General features: G+C 73.1%; 12 protein-coding genes. 5 read left to right on the forward strand and 7 right to left on the reverse strand.

Features of this window, described 5'->3' with window-relative positions; genetic code table 11:
• Positions 1 to 281: 281 nt before the first annotated feature.
• From pruA to ACFVX9_RS07830, 3 genes are all read right to left on the reverse strand, one after another.
• Entirely contained in the window at positions 282 to 1,910 is a 1,629-nt protein-coding gene (gene pruA / locus ACFVX9_RS07820; RefSeq protein WP_063349536.1) for an L-glutamate gamma-semialdehyde dehydrogenase, read from the reverse strand.
• A gap of 161 nt (positions 1,911 to 2,071) precedes the next feature.
• Positions 2,072 to 3,337 carry an FAD-dependent oxidoreductase gene (locus ACFVX9_RS07825; protein WP_387980949.1) on the reverse strand — a complete coding sequence of 422 codons (1,266 nt, stop codon included), beginning with the start codon at positions 3,335 to 3,337 and terminating at the stop codon, positions 2,072 to 2,074.
• On the reverse strand, positions 3,334 to 3,930 hold the full coding sequence (locus ACFVX9_RS07830) for a PadR family transcriptional regulator (RefSeq protein WP_063349534.1): 597 nt from the start codon (positions 3,928 to 3,930) through the stop codon (positions 3,334 to 3,336). Before ACFVX9_RS07830 ends, ACFVX9_RS07825 begins: the two co-directional genes overlap by 4 nt.
• A gap of 142 nt (positions 3,931 to 4,072) precedes the next feature.
• Here ACFVX9_RS07830 and ACFVX9_RS07835 point away from each other — a divergent pair, with 142 nt between their 5' ends.
• Positions 4,073 to 5,710: a PucR family transcriptional regulator gene (locus tag ACFVX9_RS07835; protein WP_380481469.1), complete on the forward strand. Its 1,638-nt coding sequence runs from the start codon at positions 4,073 to 4,075 to the stop codon at positions 5,708 to 5,710.
• A gap of 30 nt (positions 5,711 to 5,740) precedes the next feature.
• Here ACFVX9_RS07835 and ACFVX9_RS07840 read toward each other — a convergent pair whose 3' ends face one another.
• Positions 5,741 to 7,231, reverse strand: coding sequence for an alkaline phosphatase PhoX (locus tag ACFVX9_RS07840; RefSeq protein ID WP_363368945.1), 1,491 nt, complete (start codon positions 7,229 to 7,231; stop codon positions 5,741 to 5,743).
• A gap of 264 nt (positions 7,232 to 7,495) precedes the next feature.
• The gene (locus tag ACFVX9_RS07845; RefSeq protein WP_380375144.1) at positions 7,496 to 8,584 is read right to left on the reverse strand and encodes a hypothetical protein; all 1,089 of its coding nucleotides are present in this window, start codon (positions 8,582 to 8,584) and stop codon (positions 7,496 to 7,498) included.
• A gap of 320 nt (positions 8,585 to 8,904) precedes the next feature.
• On the opposite strand from ACFVX9_RS07845, the gene ACFVX9_RS07850 reads away from it, so the two are divergent.
• The gene (locus ACFVX9_RS07850; RefSeq protein WP_380375146.1) at positions 8,905 to 9,348 is read left to right on the forward strand and encodes a VOC family protein; all 444 of its coding nucleotides are present in this window, start codon (positions 8,905 to 8,907) and stop codon (positions 9,346 to 9,348) included.
• Between the two features lie 66 nt (positions 9,349 to 9,414).
• On the opposite strand, the gene ACFVX9_RS07855 is transcribed toward ACFVX9_RS07850, so the two are convergent.
• On the reverse strand, positions 9,415 to 11,064 hold the full coding sequence (locus ACFVX9_RS07855; RefSeq protein WP_387980952.1) for a hypothetical protein: 1,650 nt from the start codon (positions 11,062 to 11,064) through the stop codon (positions 9,415 to 9,417).
• A 345-nt stretch (positions 11,065 to 11,409) separates the two neighbouring features.
• On the opposite strand from ACFVX9_RS07855, the gene ACFVX9_RS07860 reads away from it, so the two are divergent.
• A complete protein-coding gene (locus ACFVX9_RS07860; protein WP_380375149.1) occupies positions 11,410 to 12,741 on the forward strand; it encodes an MFS transporter in 1,332 nt (443 codons plus the stop codon).
• A 60-nt stretch (positions 12,742 to 12,801) separates the two neighbouring features.
• On the opposite strand, the gene ACFVX9_RS07865 is transcribed toward ACFVX9_RS07860, so the two are convergent.
• Entirely contained in the window at positions 12,802 to 13,476 is a 675-nt protein-coding gene (locus ACFVX9_RS07865) for a Uma2 family endonuclease (RefSeq protein ID WP_380375151.1), read from the reverse strand.
• Between the two features lie 133 nt (positions 13,477 to 13,609).
• Between ACFVX9_RS07865 and ACFVX9_RS07870 the strand changes: the two genes are divergently transcribed.
• Both ACFVX9_RS07870 and ACFVX9_RS07875 read left to right on the forward strand, forming a co-directional pair.
• Positions 13,610 to 14,815 carry a helix-turn-helix domain-containing protein gene (locus tag ACFVX9_RS07870; protein ID WP_387980955.1) on the forward strand — a complete coding sequence of 402 codons (1,206 nt, stop codon included), beginning with the start codon at positions 13,610 to 13,612 and terminating at the stop codon, positions 14,813 to 14,815.
• 98 nt (positions 14,816 to 14,913) lie between these two features.
• Positions 14,914 to 15,348, forward strand: coding sequence for an ATP-binding protein (locus ACFVX9_RS07875; RefSeq protein WP_380375154.1), 435 nt, complete (start codon positions 14,914 to 14,916; stop codon positions 15,346 to 15,348).
• The last annotated feature ends 397 nt before the right edge of the window (positions 15,349 to 15,745 follow it).

The raw sequence follows: 15,745 nt of genomic DNA on the forward strand, positions 1-15,745 counted from the left end.
GGGGTGGAAAGGCCCACGGTCACGACGCGGCGGGGGGGGAGGTGGGGAGGGGGTTCGGCTCGGGGAGGGGTGGACGCGGGAGGAGGGGGGGGGGCGGGGGGGGGGGGCGGTGGTGCGTTGGCCCCCCCCCCCCGGCGGGCGACGCCCGGCTGCGGGGCCGGGCGTCGCGGGTGACCGGAGTGGTCAGGCGACCGCAGTGGTCAGGCGACCGGAGCGGTCGGGTGACCGGCGCGGCCACCTGACCGAGACGGTCAGGCGACCGGAGCGGTCGGGAGGGGCACTCAGCCCATGTGCGGGTAGCGGTAGTCCGTCGGCGGGACGAAGGTCTCCTTGACCGAGCGGGTCGAGGTCCACCGCGCCAGGTTCTGCTTGGCACCGGCCTTGTCGTTGGTGCCGGAGGCCCGGCCGCCGCCGAAGGGCTGCTGGCCGACGACGGCGCCGGTCGGCTTGTCGTTGATGTAGAAGTTGCCGGCCGCGAAGCGCAGCTTGTGCATGGCGTCCTGGGCGGCCGCGCGGTCCTGGGCGATGATCGCGCCGGTCAGGCCGTAGGCGGAGGCCGACTCCATCTGGGCCAGCATCTCGTCGTACTTGTCGTCCTGGTAGACGTGCACGGCGAGGATCGGGCCGAAGTACTCCTCGCGGAAGTACTCGGACGCCGGGTCCTCGCAGACCAGGACGGTCGGGCGGACGAAGTAGCCGACCGAGTCGTCGTAGGTGCCGCCGGCCAGGACCTCGACCGCGGGGTCGGCCTGGGCGCGGTCGATGGCGGCCTTGTTCTTGGCGAAGGCGCGGTCGTCGATGACGGCGGACATGAAGTTCGCCAGGTCGGTGACGTCGCCCATGGTGAGGCCCTCGACCTCGGCGGCGAACTCGTCCTTGAGGCCGGCCCAGATCGAGGCCGGGACGTAGGCGCGGGAGAGCGCCGAGCACTTCTGGCCCTGGAACTCGAAGGCGCCGCGGGTCATCGCGGTCTTCAGCACGGCCGGGTCGGCGGACGGGTGGGCGACCAGGAAGTCCTTGCCGCCGGTCTCGCCGACGATCCGCGGGTAGGTGCGGTAGCCGGCGATGTTCTCGCCGACGGAGCGCCACAGGTGCTGGAAGGTGGCGGTGGAGCCGGTGAAGTGGATGCCGGCCAGCGCCGGGTGCTTGAGCGCCACGGCGGAGACGTCCAGGCCGTCGCCGGTCACCATGTTGATGACGCCCTTGGGCAGGCCGGCCTCCTCCAGCAGCTGCATCAGCAGGTGCGCGGAGTACTGCTGGGTCGGGGACGGCTTCCAGAGCACGACGTTGCCCATCAGCGCGGGCGCGGTCGGCAGGTTGCCGGCGATCGCGGTGAAGTTGAACGGGGTGATCGCGTAGACGAAGCCCTCCAGCGGGCGGTGGTCGCTGCGGTTCCACACGCCGTCCGAGGAGATCGGCTGCTCGGCCATGATCTGGCGGGCGAAGTGCACGTTGAAGCGCAGGAAGTCGACCAGCTCGCAGGGCGTGTCGATCTCGGCCTGCTGGGCGGTCTTGGACTGGCCGAGCATGGTGGCGGCGGCCAGGGTCTCGCGCCAGGGGCCGGCCAGCAGGTCGGCGGCCTTGAGGAAGATCGCGGCGCGGGAGTCGAAGGAGAGCGCCTGCCAGGCCGGGGCCGCGGCCAAGGCAGTGTCGATGGCCTCCTGCGCGTCGGCCTGGGTGGCGTTGCGCAGGGTGCCGAGCCTCGCCGCGTGGTTGTGCGGCTGGACGACGTGGATCTCGGCGCCGCCGCCCATGCGGTGCTCACCGTTGATCGTCATGGTCAGCTGGACCGGCTCCTGGCCGCCCAGCTCCTTCAGCTTGGCCTCCAGACGGGCCCGTTCCGGGCTGCCCGGGGCGTAGCTGTGGACCGGCTCGTTCACCGGCGCGGGGACCTGGGTCACAGCGTCCATAGAGCGCACGCTCTCCTTCGTTGATGCGGGGGGATGCCGACGTGGGTCGCACGTCGGCCACAGCACGAACGCTATTCCTGCCCCTGGGGCCACTTGATTGGCCGGGCGGCTAAATTCCCCCGTACGGCGTTGTCCGGCCCGACGAAGGGGTCACGGCGCAGTCACGGCGCGGTCACGGCGCGCCGTTGACGGCCCGTCGCGCCGGAGGCCACCGGGAGCACCGGCCGGTCCCAGTCGATCCGGTGGCCGTGCACCGGGCGGAGCATCTTCTCCGGGCTCAGGAAGGTCCGCATCGCGATCGGCGCGAGCAGCCGGAACAGCGCCCGGCCGACCGGCCCGGAGGACTTCTGGTTGTTGGTGCGCGCCGCGTTGGCGGCGATCTTCTCGACCCGGGGCCGGCGCAGCGCCTCGTAGGCGGCGAAGGCGGCGGTGTGGTCGGGCAGGTCCCGCAGGCAGCGGGCGAGTTCGACGGCGCTCTCGACGGCCAGCGAGACGCCCTGGCCGGAGCTGTTGGAGGGGGCGTGCGCGCTGTCGCCGACCAGCACCATCCGGCCGCGGTACCAGTGCGGGACGGACGGCATGATCTCCAGCCGCGGGAAGACCTCGACGGTGTCGGCGGCGGCCTCGCGCAGCACGTCCCGGGCGGGCAGGTCGTCGGCGTGCAGGTCGCGGACCCGGCGCAGCCACTCCTCCGGGCTGACGGCGCGGACCTGCTCGGCGGTCAGCTGTTCGGGCTGCGGGATGTTGCTGAACCAGGCCGTCCCGGCGCCGTCCGGCAGCCCCCAGTAGCCGAAGAAGGCGCGGGCGCCGTTGGCGAAGTGCATGGTCTCGCCGCGTCCGGCCCGGCCGGGCAGCCGGTGCGGGCTGTAGCCGCCGACGCCGAGCAGGCCGGTGTACCGCGCGCCGGGTGCGGCCGGGTCGATCAGGGTGCGGACGGTGGAGCGGGTGCCGTCGGTGCCGATCAGCAGGTCGCCGGTGGCGGTGTCGCCGTCGGCGAAGCGGGCGGTGATGCCGTCGGCGCCCTCCTCGGCGCCGACCAGCCGTTTGCCGTAGCGGACTTCGATGCCGCTCTCGCGCAGCCGCCGCTGGAGCACCTCGTACAGTTCGGCGCGGCGCATGACCCGGCCGGGCGGCAGGTCGGGGAGGCCGGCGAACTCGGCCAGCACGCCGCCCCGGCCGTCCTCGATCAGCATCGGGCCGATCGGCTGTCCGATCGCGCCGACCTCCGCCCCGAGCCCGACGGTCGCCAGGGCGTCGAGCCCGTTGGGGGCGATCATGAAGGTGCCGCCGATGCCCTCGGCGGAGGACTCGTAGGCCTCGAAGACGACGGCTTCGACGCCGGCCTTGCGCAGGGCCAGTGCCGTCACCGGCCCGGCGATGCCGCCGCCGATGACGAGGGCCCTCTTCTCCCCGTTGCTCGTACTCATTCCAGACTCCCGAAGATCTCGTGCCAGGTCCGGATGAACTCCGGCTCCTTGAGTCGACCGACGAGGTGCTCGACGAAGCGGCCCTCGGCCTCCAGCGCGCCGACCCGGTGTTCCTCCTCGATCAGGAAGATCCAGGCCACGCCGTCGTCCGAGGCCTTCCGCAGGGCCGCCCGGATGCCCGCCACCTCGGCGGCCAGCGCGGCCCGCCGCTGTTCCAGCAGTTCCACGGCCTCGGCCGGCGGGACCACCATGAGCAGCGACAGCGCGACCCCGAACGCGGGGTACTCGTGCTGCGGTTCGGCGACGAGTTCGCGCATCCAGTCGGTGAGCTCCGCCCGGCCCTCGGGGGTGACGGCGTAGACGGTGCGCTCCGGTCGCTGGGTGTCGCGGACGGTCTCCTGTTCGGCGACGAACCCGGCCTTCCGCAGTTGCTCCACGACCATGTACAGCGAGCTGCGGTTGTACTTGATGTTGCGGTCCTTGCCGTGCTCCTTGAGCCGGCGCCCCATCTCGTACGGGTGCATCGGCCCGGCCACGAGTTCGGCCAGGACCGCGAGGGCCAGCGGGTTCGACACCTTGCGTCGCTTCGCCACGAGACGTCCTCATCTCTTGGTCAGTACTGACTATCCACTCCTGAATAGTCAGAGTCAACTATTTACGAAAGCCGGGCCGCGACTCTGTCCGCCCGGCTAAAATCAACCACACGGCATTGTCCGAGCGGATGAAGGAGGCCCGATGACGACCCCCGGCCTCCCAGGCTCCCCCGGACTCCCGCCCACCTCCGGCCTCCCGCTCCGCCGGCTGCTGATGTCCCTCGGCGAACCCCTGGTCGAACTCCAGGCCGCCCCGCAGGGCCTGGACGTCCCGGTCCGCGACGTCGCGATCCTCGACCCGGAGGACCCGCCGACCGCCTCCCCCGGCGAACTCGTCCTCGCGATCGGCGCCCGCGGCCGCGCCGCCCTCCCCGCCCTGCGCGCCGCCGGACGGGCCGGCGCCGCCGCGGTCGCGGTCAAGCTGGACGGCCCCGGCCAGGCGGACGCACTGCGCGAGGCCGCCACCGAGGCGGGCGTCGCCCTGCTCTCGGTGCGCCGCGAGACCCGCTGGGAGCACCTCGACTCGCTGGCCCGCGCGATCATCGCCGGCCCGGACGCCCCGGACACCCCCGGCGCCCCCGAACCCAACGCGGGCGACCTCTTCTCCCTCGCCCAGACCGTCGCCGTGCTCACCAACGGCATCGTCTCGATCGAGGACACCTCCAGCCGGGTGCTGGCGTACTCCCGCTCCTCCGACTCGGACGAGGTCGACGACCTGCGCCGGCTCTCCATCCTCGGCTGGCAGGGCCCCGAGCCGTACCTGTCCAAGCTCCGCGAGTGGGGCATCTTCCAGCACCTGCGCACCTCGGACGCCCCGATCGCGGTCGAACCGCACCCCGAACTCGGCCTGCGCCGCCGCCTGGCGATCGGCATCCGGGCCGGGGCGCAGCCGCTCGGCACCATCTGGGTGCAGGAGGGGGCGCAGCCGCTGGCGCCGCTCGCCGATCAGGCCCTGGTCGGCGCCGCCCGGGTGGCCGCCGCCCAACTGGTGCGCCGCCGACGTGAGTTGTCCGCCGACATGCGGCTCACCCGGACGCTGCTCACCGGCCTGCTGGAGGGCTCCACCGGCCCGCAGTCGCTCGCCACCCACCTGGGTCTGGACCTGCGCCGCCCGGCCACCGTGCTCGCCTACGGCGCGCACACCACCGAGGCGCTGCACCGCTCCGACGTCACCGGCCTGATCTCGGTGCACACCGCCGCCCGGCACCGCACCGCCCTGCTCGCCCCGATCGAGTCCCGGGTGTACGTGCTGCTGCCCGAGCTCCCGCCCGGCCTGCCGATGGCCACCGTGCGCGGCTGGGCGGACGAGGTGGTGGCGGCCGCCCGGGAGCACCTCGGCGTCCCGCTGCGCGCCGCGATCGGCTCGACCGTGGACGGCCTGGCCCAGGTGCCGGACTCCCGCGCGCAGGCGGACCGCATCCTGGACGCGATGAGCCGCGGCGGGGTGGACCTCGACGTGGCGGCGCTGATCGACGTCCAGGCCGAAGTGCTGGTCAGCGAGATGCTCGCGCTGCTCCAGGAGCGCTCCGGCCTGCGCGACCCCCGGCTCACCGCGCTCGCCGCGTACGACCGCCGGCACGGCACCCGGCTCGCCGAGTCGGTGCTGGCCTGGCTGGACGCGCTCGGCGAGGTCCGGGTCGCCGCGGACGCCCTGCACATCCACCCCAACACCCTGCGCTACCGGGTGCGCCGCGCCGAGCAGTTGACCGGCATCGACCTCGCCCAGCCGCAGCAGCGCCTGCTGGCGATGCTGCAACTGAGGCTGCCCGCGGACGAATGACCGCGGGCAGCCCCTTCGACACCCGCTACGTCACTCGCCGTAGCCCTGGCCGCGCTTGTGCTCGTTCAGCCGGTGCCACGGGCCGGTGATGGCCAGCTGGATGCCCGGGGTCTGGATGTTGGCGAAGAGGGTCTTGCCGTCGTCCGAGAAGGTCACCCCGGTGAACTCGCTGAACTCCGGCTTCTCGGCGGTGCCGATGTTCAGCTCGTTGCGGGCGATGGAGTAGGTCAGCCCGTCCTCGGTGGCGCCGAACAGGTGCGACACGCCCTCGCCGTCCTCGGCGATCACGATGCCGCCGTACGGCGAGACGGTGATGTTGTCCGGGCCGTCGAAGTTGTCGTGGTCGCCCCAGACGTCGGTGTTGACGCCGAGCAGCACCTTCAGGGTGATGGTGCGGCGGGTCGGGTTGTAGAACCAGACCTGGCCGTCGTGCTGCACCGGGCTCTCCGAGCGGGCGAAGCTGGAGACGAAGTAGAAGCCGCCGTCACCCCACCACATGCCCTCCAGCTTGCGGGCGCGGGTGACCTCGCCGTCCTTGAACTGCTTGCGGATCGAGACGGTCCTGGCGTCGCGGTCCTGGACCTTGACCCAGTCCGCGCCGTAGGTGGTGCCGACCTTGGTGGCGCGGGAGAGGTCGTCGACGAACTTGCCCTGGGCGTCGAAGACCTTGAAGGCCTCCAGCACGCCCGCGTCGGCGGCCAGCTTGCGCAGCTGGTAGCGGCCGTGCTTGAAGCCGGCCGGCGGGGTCCAGCGGAACAGCAGGCCGTTGGGGTTCGAGGCGTCCTCGGTCAGGTAGACGTGGCCGCGCTTCGGGTCCACCACGACGGCCTCGTGCGCGTACCGGCCGAAGGCCTTCACCGGCTGCGGGTCGCGGTTGTAGTCGTCGTCGAACGGGTCGACCTCGAAGATGTACCCGTGGTCCTTGGTGAAGCCGTTCTTGCCGGCCTTGTCCTCGGTCTCCTCGCCGGACAGCCAGGTGCCCCACGGGGTCACGCCGCCCGCGCAGTTGGTGGAGGTGCCGGCGATGCCGACCCACTGCTCGACCGAGCCGTTCCGCTTGGCGTGCACGATGGTGCAGCCGCCGGCCGCGCCCGGGTCGTAGACGTGGCCCTCGGTCAGCGGCACCGGGTACGGCCAGTTGGCGCGGGCACCGGACAGCTCGTGGTTGACGACCATCAGGTTGCCGCCGCGCTCGTCCTCGAAGGCGGAGGTGCCGTCGTGGTTGCTCGGGGTGAACTCGCCGGTGCGCAGCCGGGTGACGCCGGCTCGGTTGACGACCTTGTACGCGAAGCCCTTGGGCAGCGACAGCAGCCCGGCCGGGTCCTGCACCAGCGGGCCGTAGCCGATGGCGGCGCGCACCGCACCGGTGTCACCCGCCGCGGACGCGGCCGGCAGCTCGCCGCCGGCCGGGGCGGCGATCGCGCCCGGGGCGCTGGCCAGCGCCTCCGCGCTGCCGGCGATCAGCACGCCGGCCCCGACGAGGGTGGAACGGTTGACGAAGTCCCGGCGGGACAGCGGCATGGCAGCAACTCCTGAGGAATCGGCCGCCGGACCGGGGGCGGGCCCGGTGCCCGGCGGGCGGGGCGTCGAGACGGGGTGTCGACGCCCAGCAGACTCCGCCGCGGGGATGAACCAGGCATGACGCCCACCTCACGCCCAGGCGGCCATTTGCCAACCGATGACCGACACATGACCTCCGCTTTGCCTGAGACGCCCCGCCGAGGGCCACCCCGACCCACGGCGCCCTGCCGAGGGCCACCCCGACCCACGACGCCCCGCCGAGGGTCACCCCGACCGCGTCGTCCGCCACTGCTCCCAGGCCGACAGCCACAGCTGCTCGGCGAGCCGGTGCTCCTCCCAGACCTCTGGCCCGCCGCCCCGCCGCTCCCGCCAGAGCTGCTCCCAGGCCCGCTGCGCCGGCAGGCTCGCCACCTCACTGGCGAACACCGTGTACCGGACGACCTCCTCGACGGCCGCCCCGCCCTCCGGCGTGCCGATCAGCCAATGCGTGTGCCGGGCAAGCCGGTTGAGGTGGTTGACCATCGCGGTCAGCGCCGTCACCGCCTCCTCCCGGTTCTCGGTGGCGAGCCGCATCTGCTGGCGCACCGCCACCTCCCAGCGCACCTCGTAGGCGTCCCCGCGCGGGCGCCGCGGCGTCCGCCCGGCCCGGACCTGCGCCTCGACGGCGGCAGACGCGGCGACGCTCTGCGCGATCAGCTCCCGGTGCGCCTCCAGCCCGACGGCGGGCGGCAGTTCACGCTCCTGCACCGGGACCTGCCGGGCCCGCCGGGCGGCCAGCTCGCCCAGCAGCTCGGCCCGGCCGCGCAGGTACGGCTCGAAGTCCGCGATCCCGCCGAGCTCCACGCCGCCGGGCGGCACCCCGCGCCCGCACACCGTCACGGTCAGCCCGCCGATCCGCAGCCGCCCGGCCCAGACCGGTGCGGCCCCGTCGGCGGCCGACGCACCGGGCCAGAGCACCGGACGGTCCTCGTGCACCTCCACCGGGTACGGCTCGCCGTCCACGGTGATCCACTCGCGCAACGCCCGCACCCGGCCCGGCCCGTCGCCCTCGTCGACCCCCAGGTGGTCGTAGACCCGGTCCCGTTCGTCCTCGACCACGTCCTCCAGCTCGGGCAGGTCCTCGCCGCGCTCCGCGTCCGGCCGGTAGGTGCGCACGCTGACGTACGGGCCGGCCACCGAGCTCCAGTCGCCGGACTGCACCTCGACCCAGGCGAGTTCGCCGCCGGAGGTCTCGAAGGCGGCCAGCGCCTCGCCCCAGCCGCCCGTCCCGCCGCCCCCGCGCGACAGCCCCGCGACCACGCCGTACACCGGGAAGTCGGCCGCGGCCACCGTCCGGCGGGAGAAGTCCTCCACCGCGGCGAGACGCTCCTCCTTGCTCCTCGGGTCCGGGACGCGCGCAGGGTCCGTCCGCCCGACGTTCCATTCCGGGGGCCTGCCGCCACTCTCCCGCATCATCCTGTGCCGCACCCCCGAGTCCTCGCGCCCGCACCGCCGACGCCACCTTAGTGCCCGGGACCTGCCGGGTCATCAGCTCGGGTGCCGGGCACCGGCGCAGGCCGCGTCGGGACGCCCGGCCGCCGACGGGCCCGGGCCGTGTCAGGACTGCTGGTTGCCGGCCGGCACGGGCCGTGTCAGGACGCGCGGTTGTCAGCCGCCCTCCCTACCCTGGCGGCATGACAGCAGACAGCAGCTTCCCGCCCCGGATCAGCATCGTCACCCTCGGGGTCTCCGACCTCGACCGCAGCGCCCGCTTCTACGAGGACCTGGGCTGGCGGCGGTCCTCCGCCTCCAGTCCGGAGATCGTCTGGTTCCGCACCGCCGACTCGGCGCTCGGCCTCTTCCCCACCGAGGAGCTGGCCGCCGACGCGGGCGTGCCCGCCACCGGTGAGCCCGCCTTCCGCGGCGTCACCCTCGCGGTGAACCTGGAGTCCCCCGCGCTGGTGGACGCCGCGTTGAAGACGGCGGTCGAGGCCGGCGCCGTGGTGGTCAAGCCGCCGGTCCCGACCAGCTGGGGCGGCTACTCCGGCTACTTCGAGGACCCGGACGGCCACCTCTGGGAGCTGGCCCACAACCCGTTCTTCCCCTTCGCCGAGGACGGCTCCCTCGATCTCCCCTGACCCGCCGGCCCATCAGCCCGTCGAAGCCCCCCGTCGGCCCGCCGAAGCCCCCCCCCCGTCGGCCCGTCAGCCCTTGGACCGCGCCTTGAAGGCCGCCTTGCGCGCCTCCTTGGCCACCGCCCGGTCCAGGTGCAGCTCCCCGACGGCCTCCAGTACGTCCGCCGTGTACGGGTGGTCGACCCGCCAGAGCTCGCCGAAGTAGGACGCAGGGTTGCCGGTCACCGGCAGGTCCGCGATCAGCTCGCGCAGCAGTTCGGCGTCGCCGCCGCTGTCCAGCAGCTGGGCGGCGAAGGTGTCGACCACCGTCCACAGCGCCATCGTCCGCTCCGGTACCGGCACGTCCGTCGCTCCCTTCGAGGTCAGCCAGGCCCGGGCGGCGCCGCCCAGCTCGGGGTCGTCCAGCACGTCGCGCACGGCAGGCTCGGCGGCCGCGCCCAGCATGTTCAGCGCCGAGACGCCGAGCATCCGCCGCATCGGGGCGTACGCGTCGTCACCGCGCGCCGCCGCCAGCAGCTCGCGCGCCGCCGCCACCGGCTCCCGGCCGGTGATCCAGACCCGCAGCTCCTCGTCCGGCAGCACGTTGGCGGCCTCGCACACCGCGCGCAGCAGCTCGGCCGCGTCGCCCTGGGCCAGCTCGCCGACCAGCGGCGCGTCGTAGCCGTCCTCCAGCAGCCACTGCCGGATGCCGTACTGGCCGAGCGGGGTGAGCCGGACGAGCCCGAATCGCGCCGACTCCTCCTCGTCCAGCGGCGCCTCGCCGACGAGGGCGGGCTCCTCGCCCTCCGGGCCCTCCTCCTCGTCGAACAGCTCCGGGTCGATCGGCCGGTACTCCAGCAGGCCCAGCTCGGCCAGGTCGCCCAGCATCGGGTCCAGTGCGACCATCACATCGGTGATGTCGCCCAGCAGCTCCTCGCTCGGCTCCTCGCCCTCCGGCACCACCAGCAGCGCGGCCAGCACGCCCAGCGGCACGGTCTCGTTGCCCGGATCGGCGAAGGCGGTGGTCTCGTACAGCACCTGCAACGCCTCGTCCAACAGCTCGGCGGCGGCGTCCCGGGCCTCCTCGACCTCGCTCAGGGCGTCCTCGTCCTCCTCACCGCCCTCCCCGGCCTCCCCGGCCTCCCCGCCCTCGGCGGCCCGCGCGGCCTCCTCCTCCGGCAGCGAGTCGGCCTCCACGGCCAGCTCCCGGACGATCCCGGCGGCGGTCAGCCACAGCTCCAGGACGGTCTCCGGGTCACCCTCCTCGGCGGGCTCCAGATCCGGGCCCGGCACGGCGACGTGCTCACCGGCCGCCGTCGTCCCGATCTCCACCAGGTCCAGGTCGCAGGCCAGCGACCAGGCCCGCATCGCCTCGACCTCCGCCTCCTCCGGCACCTCCCCCTCGGCGGGCGCCAGGCCCAGCAGCTGCGCCGCCGGCGCCCGGTCCTCCTCCACCAGGTCGCCGAACTCGTCCACCACCCGGTGCGGGGCGGCCCAGCGGGCCAGCGCCAGCGCGTACCCGAACATCGGCACGGCCTTCGCCAGGGCGGCCAGCTCCTCCTCGGCGGGCAGCTTCACCGGCGGTACCAGGACCGCCGCGTCGTCCAGGTCCTCGTCGTCCAGCCCGTGCGCGGCGAACGCCCCGTAGAGGTCCTGAAGCTCCAGGTCGGCGGGCAGAACCGGCTCGACCGCACTCTCTCCCGGCGAAGCCCCGGCGTTCTTCCGACGTCGTCCGGCCATCGTTGTGCGTTCTCCCTCAGCCAGCGGTCCGCCTATCAGCTCAGCGTCCCGATCCACCACCTCAGCGTATAGGCCGGGCACCCCCGATGCCCGGCCTCAAGGGGCGCGCGCCGCAACCGTGCGCCCACCCTTTATCCTTCGCATTGGCACCGTGCACACCCCGCGCGGGCCACCGGGCAATGAAGCCCTTCGCCCTCCCCTCCCGACACCGGGCAGGAGGGGCCCACTCAGCTCACCCGCTCCACCAGGGAGCCCCGCACCTCGGCCACCACCACAGCGCCTCAGGACGGGCGCGCCGGCACACCCCGCCGACCCGGTGGTGCCCTGCCACAGGAGATCCCTTACATGGCGGACCTCTCCCCCGCCGGCTCCGGCCTGCGCACCGCGCAGCTCGACGGACGCCGACTCTCGGAGGCCCTGCTTCCCCTGGAGCTCGCGCCCCGCGCCCAGCTCCAGCTCGCCGCGGTCAGCCGCTGGAACGCGCTGCGCGGTGTCCGCGTCGGCCTGGTCGCCGCCGCCCTGCTGCTGATGCTGATCGGTGCCAACCTGGCGACGCCGATCTACCCGCTCCTCCAGCAGCGCCTCGGCCTCGGCCCGCTCGACACCACGATCCTCTTCACGATCTACGTGTTCGCGCTGGTCCCCGTACTCGCCGTGGTCGGCCACTGGTCCGACCACCTCGGCCGCCGCGCCCTGATCCTGCCCGCCGTCGCCCTGGCCGCCGCCGGCGACGTCGTGTTCGCCACCTCGGGCAGCTTCTGGCAGCTCGCCGCCGGCCGGGCCGTCCAGGGCATCGCCGTCGGCCTCTCCACCGGCGCCGCCGGGGCCGCCCTCGGCGACCTGCTGCCCGACCACCCGACGCTCGCCGCCAAACTCACCCTGGCCTGCTCCGCCGGCGGCGTCGCGCTCGGCCCGGTGGTCGGCGCCCTGCTCGCCAACGGCACGGACCCGCTGCTGACGCCCTTCCTGCTGCACGCCATCGCCCTGCTGGCGCTCTGCGTGCCGCTGGCCCTCGTCCACCCGCGGATGCCCGGCCGCAACCGCCCGCCGGCCACCCCGCCCCGCATCACCACCCCGGCCCACCTGCGCCCGCGCCGACTCGCCCTGCCCCGCACCGGCCGCCGCGAATTCCTGCTCGCCGCCTCGGCCGGCTTCATCTCGTACGCGGTGTTCGGCGTCTACCTGGCGCTCGCCCCGGCCTTCTCCGCCAAGCTGCTGCACACCTCCTCGCACCTGACCGGCGCGATCGTGGCCGCCCTGCTGCTCGGCTCGTCCGCACTGGCCCAGCTCCTCGTCCCGCCCACCTCCGACCGCCTGGTCATCGCCCTCGGCATGGGCGGCCTCGCCGCCGGCCTCGCCCTGGTCGTCGCCGCCCAGTACACCGAGACCCCGGCGCTGCTCTTCATCGGCAGCGTCCTCGGCGGCATCTGCCAGGGTGTGGCCTTCCGCTCCCTCTTCACCACCGCCGTCGCCGCGATGAACCCGGAACGCCGGGGCTCCGAGCTCAGCTCCCTGTGGATCATCGTCTACCTCGGCAGCTCCCTCCCCATCGTCGCCGTCGGCGCCCTGGTCCAGCACTACGGCCTCCTCCCCGCCGTCAGCGGCTTCGCCGCCATCGCCGCCGCCCTCTGCACGGCCCTCGCGATAGCCGTCGCCCGCAAACCCAAGCAGTCCTGACCACCCCAAGAACACCGCCGCCCGGGACGACCATTCGTCCCGGGCGGCGTTCGTACAGGGCTACTCAGCCCAGGGAGTCCATCTCGCGGTGTCGAGTTCGAACCCGAACTCCTCGGGCCACTCCACAGAGGCACCGAACTCCCACCGACCGAGCACCCGGTAACCGCCCGCACTACTGTCCGGCTCACCGAACAGCGTGACACCCGGCTGCCGTGGGTCGCGGTCCACCAATAGGTAGTACGGCACACCGGCGCGCGCATACCCCCGCCGTTTGGCACGACGGTCGTTGTACGCGCTGAAAGGCGCGGTGACCTCGGCCACCAGACTGACCTCGCCCGCGCGGAGATAGCGGTCCTCCCCTGACATGGCCGCCGAGTCCACCTCCGAGGTCACTACGACGAGGTCCGGAATGTAGCCGTCCCCGATCTCCGCAAGATCGAGGCCGACCGTCTGTACCGCCCGCCATCGACAACACGGCTTCGCAAACTCGGCGCGGAACACCGCCTCTTGAATGTCCGAGATGATCACGGCATGGGCGACGCTCGGCACCGGCGCCACCACGAACTCCCCGCCGATCACCTCAACGCGAAGGACTTCAGGCAGCCGCAAGTGCTCGTCGAGCTCGCCACGGGCCCACAACGCATACGGCGATTCGGGCAAGACCCACTGCCCGGAAGCAACGACCGATGACATGCCCCCAGCCTGGCCGCCCGCCGGCAGATACACCTCTGCCACACAAACCTTTCCCCCGAAGGAGAGGCTTGCGCGGCAGCGGGTTGACGAAGGCCTGGCGGAGCCGAAGCTTGTCCGCCCGCCCATGGGAGCGGGTACCTTCCGAGTACGGCCGTGTACCCGGAAGGGGACCAGGATGACGCAGTGGACCGACTACACCACTGGCGAGCGCATCAAGCTTCTGCGCGGACCGGACATGACGCAGGAACAGCTTGCGGAGGCATCGGGCCTGTCGGTGGCGACGATCCGCAAGGCGGAACGCAACCTCGGCGGCAGCCTCCAGACGCTGCTGCGCATCTCGGCCGCGCTGCACGCCGACGTCTCGGTGGTCCTCGGCCAACAGGCCCCCCGCCGCGCGATGCACGGCGCCGACCGGGCGATGATGCGCGAGTTGTCCCATGCCGTTCACGACACCGCCGCCGGGGTCGGCGTCGACGTGCAGCCCCCGTCCCCGGCCGAACTCGCGGCCGGGCTCACCGCCGCGTGGAAGGCCTATCGCTCCGGCGACTTCATGGGCGCCGGAGTGCGCGTCGCCCCAGTCCTGCGCGAAGCCGCCGCTGCACTGAAGGCCGCACCGGTCGACCTGGGGAGTACGGCGGCGGGCGTCCTCGCGGACGCCTACCGGCTAGCCGCCTACGTGGCGAACCAGTTCGGCGCCCGGGATCTCGCGTACGCCGGGATCGGGCACGCACAGCACCAGGCCGACCGCGCCGGGGACACCGTCCGCTCGGCCATGGTCGCGTCCGGTCGGTCATGGATCTACCTGCGGGATGCCCGGCTCGACCAGGCGGAGGAGACCGCCCGCACGTCGTACGAGTCCATCGAGCCCAGGTACGGGGATCGAGATCTCGGAATGCTCGCCACCTACGGATGGCACGTGACCTTCGCGGCCGTCGTCGCCGCCCGCCGAGGAGACGTGGACGGAGCCGACAATCTGCTGTCACAGGGGCGTGCGGTCGCGGCCCGGATGGGCCGGGACGTCATGGTGAACGGCACGGCGTTCGGGCCCGCGACGGTCGCCGCACAGGCGATCGGCATCTCCGTCTCGACCAGTCGGCCAGGGAGGGCGCTCAGCCTGTTCGAGTCGATCGCCGACATGAGCTCGCTCACCCCGTCGGCGCGCAACCGGATGATGCTGGACGTGGCGCTCGCACAGGCCGAGACCCGGCAGTCCGACACCGCCCTGGACACCCTGCTCGAGGTGTGCTCGGCCGCCCCTGGTTGGGCTCGCCATCAGGGGCTGCCCGGGGTGATCGCACAGAAGGCGAGCGCGGGCAGCGCGACCACGGCCAAGCTGCGCAAGCTCTCATCGATCCTCGGAACATCCGTGATCATCAACTGAGGAGTGATACGAAACGTATCACTCGGCGCCGGTACTACTTCGGGAAGTGATACACGCCATCCGTTCACTGACGGCAACAACTCGGCGACATTGAGCGCATGCTGACGTTCCATCACCAGCGCCCCGCGCTCGCTCCCGTTCCGCCGAGCCCCGCCACCCTCCGGCTGCCTTACACCACGGCATCGGCCCTCGCCGCCCGCCGGATGGTCCGCGCCAAGCTCACCGAGTGGAACCTGCCCCACCTGATCGACGACGCCGAGCTGATCATGTCCGAGCTGGTGGGCAACGCGGCGAAGACCGGCTGCCAGACGTCCATGATGGTCGGCATTCGGCGTGCGACCAGCGACACGGTGCGGCTACTGGTCTCGGACGGGTCAGCATCCCTGCCAGTCCTGATCGACGCCGGACCGGACGCCGAATCCGGCCGAGGGCTCGCCTTGGTCGATCAGCTCACTCACCAGCGGTGGGGCGTGACCGCGTGGCCGCGTGGCAAGCTCGTGCACGCCACCCTCGCCGCTTCCACCGGCGCCTGACGACACCCTCGAACACGACATCGCAGGCCGAGGGCGCGGCCGCCCCGATCGGCAGGCATATCTGGTCAACGGCCAGCACCCGCCGATGTGGTGCTGTCCGTCGGCTGCCTGCCCCCTGCACTCCTTCCCCGGCATCGACGGCACACCGGCCCGGGACGGGTCCAGGCGGCTCCGGGTGAACCCCCGCAGTCGTAGCCGTCCCTCTTCGCCGGCCTCGGCGACCCGCCGAGGCCGGAATCCCCACCCCCGAAGGGAGATTCGCCGTGCCGCAAACCGCCGTCCCGATCTTGGAGGCCCCCCAGCCTCCCCCGCCCCCGCCGCCTCCGCCCCCGGCCCCGCCGATCCCGCCGCCGCCGTACCCGGGCCGCTAGCCCGATCCGGCCCTCGGCCGGGCGCC

Source organism: Kitasatospora sp. NPDC058243 (assembly GCF_042882025.1).
GTDB lineage: Bacteria > Actinomycetota > Actinomycetes > Streptomycetales > Streptomycetaceae > Kitasatospora.

Bases quoted from the DNA above. Each gene is read 5' to 3' on its own strand.
- pruA (WP_063349536.1), bottom strand. From the start codon at position 1,910: ATGGACGCTGTGACCCAGGTCCCCGCGCCGGTGAACGAGCCGGTCCAC.
- ACFVX9_RS07825 (WP_387980949.1), bottom strand. From the start codon at position 3,337: ATGAGTACGAGCAACGGGGAGAAGAGGGCCCTCGTCATCGGCGGCGGC.
- ACFVX9_RS07835 (WP_380481469.1), top strand. From the start codon at position 4,073: ATGACGACCCCCGGCCTCCCAGGCTCCCCCGGACTCCCGCCCACCTCC.
- ACFVX9_RS07840 (WP_363368945.1), bottom strand. From the start codon at position 7,231: ATGCCGCTGTCCCGCCGGGACTTCGTCAACCGTTCCACCCTCGTCGGG.
- ACFVX9_RS07850 (WP_380375146.1), top strand. From the start codon at position 8,905: ATGACAGCAGACAGCAGCTTCCCGCCCCGGATCAGCATCGTCACCCTC.
- ACFVX9_RS07855 (WP_387980952.1), bottom strand. From the start codon at position 11,064: ATGGCCGGACGACGTCGGAAGAACGCCGGGGCTTCGCCGGGAGAGAGT.
- ACFVX9_RS07860 (WP_380375149.1), top strand. From the start codon at position 11,410: ATGGCGGACCTCTCCCCCGCCGGCTCCGGCCTGCGCACCGCGCAGCTC.
- ACFVX9_RS07870 (WP_387980955.1), top strand. From the start codon at position 13,610: ATGACGCAGTGGACCGACTACACCACTGGCGAGCGCATCAAGCTTCTG.
- ACFVX9_RS07875 (WP_380375154.1), top strand. From the start codon at position 14,914: ATGCTGACGTTCCATCACCAGCGCCCCGCGCTCGCTCCCGTTCCGCCG.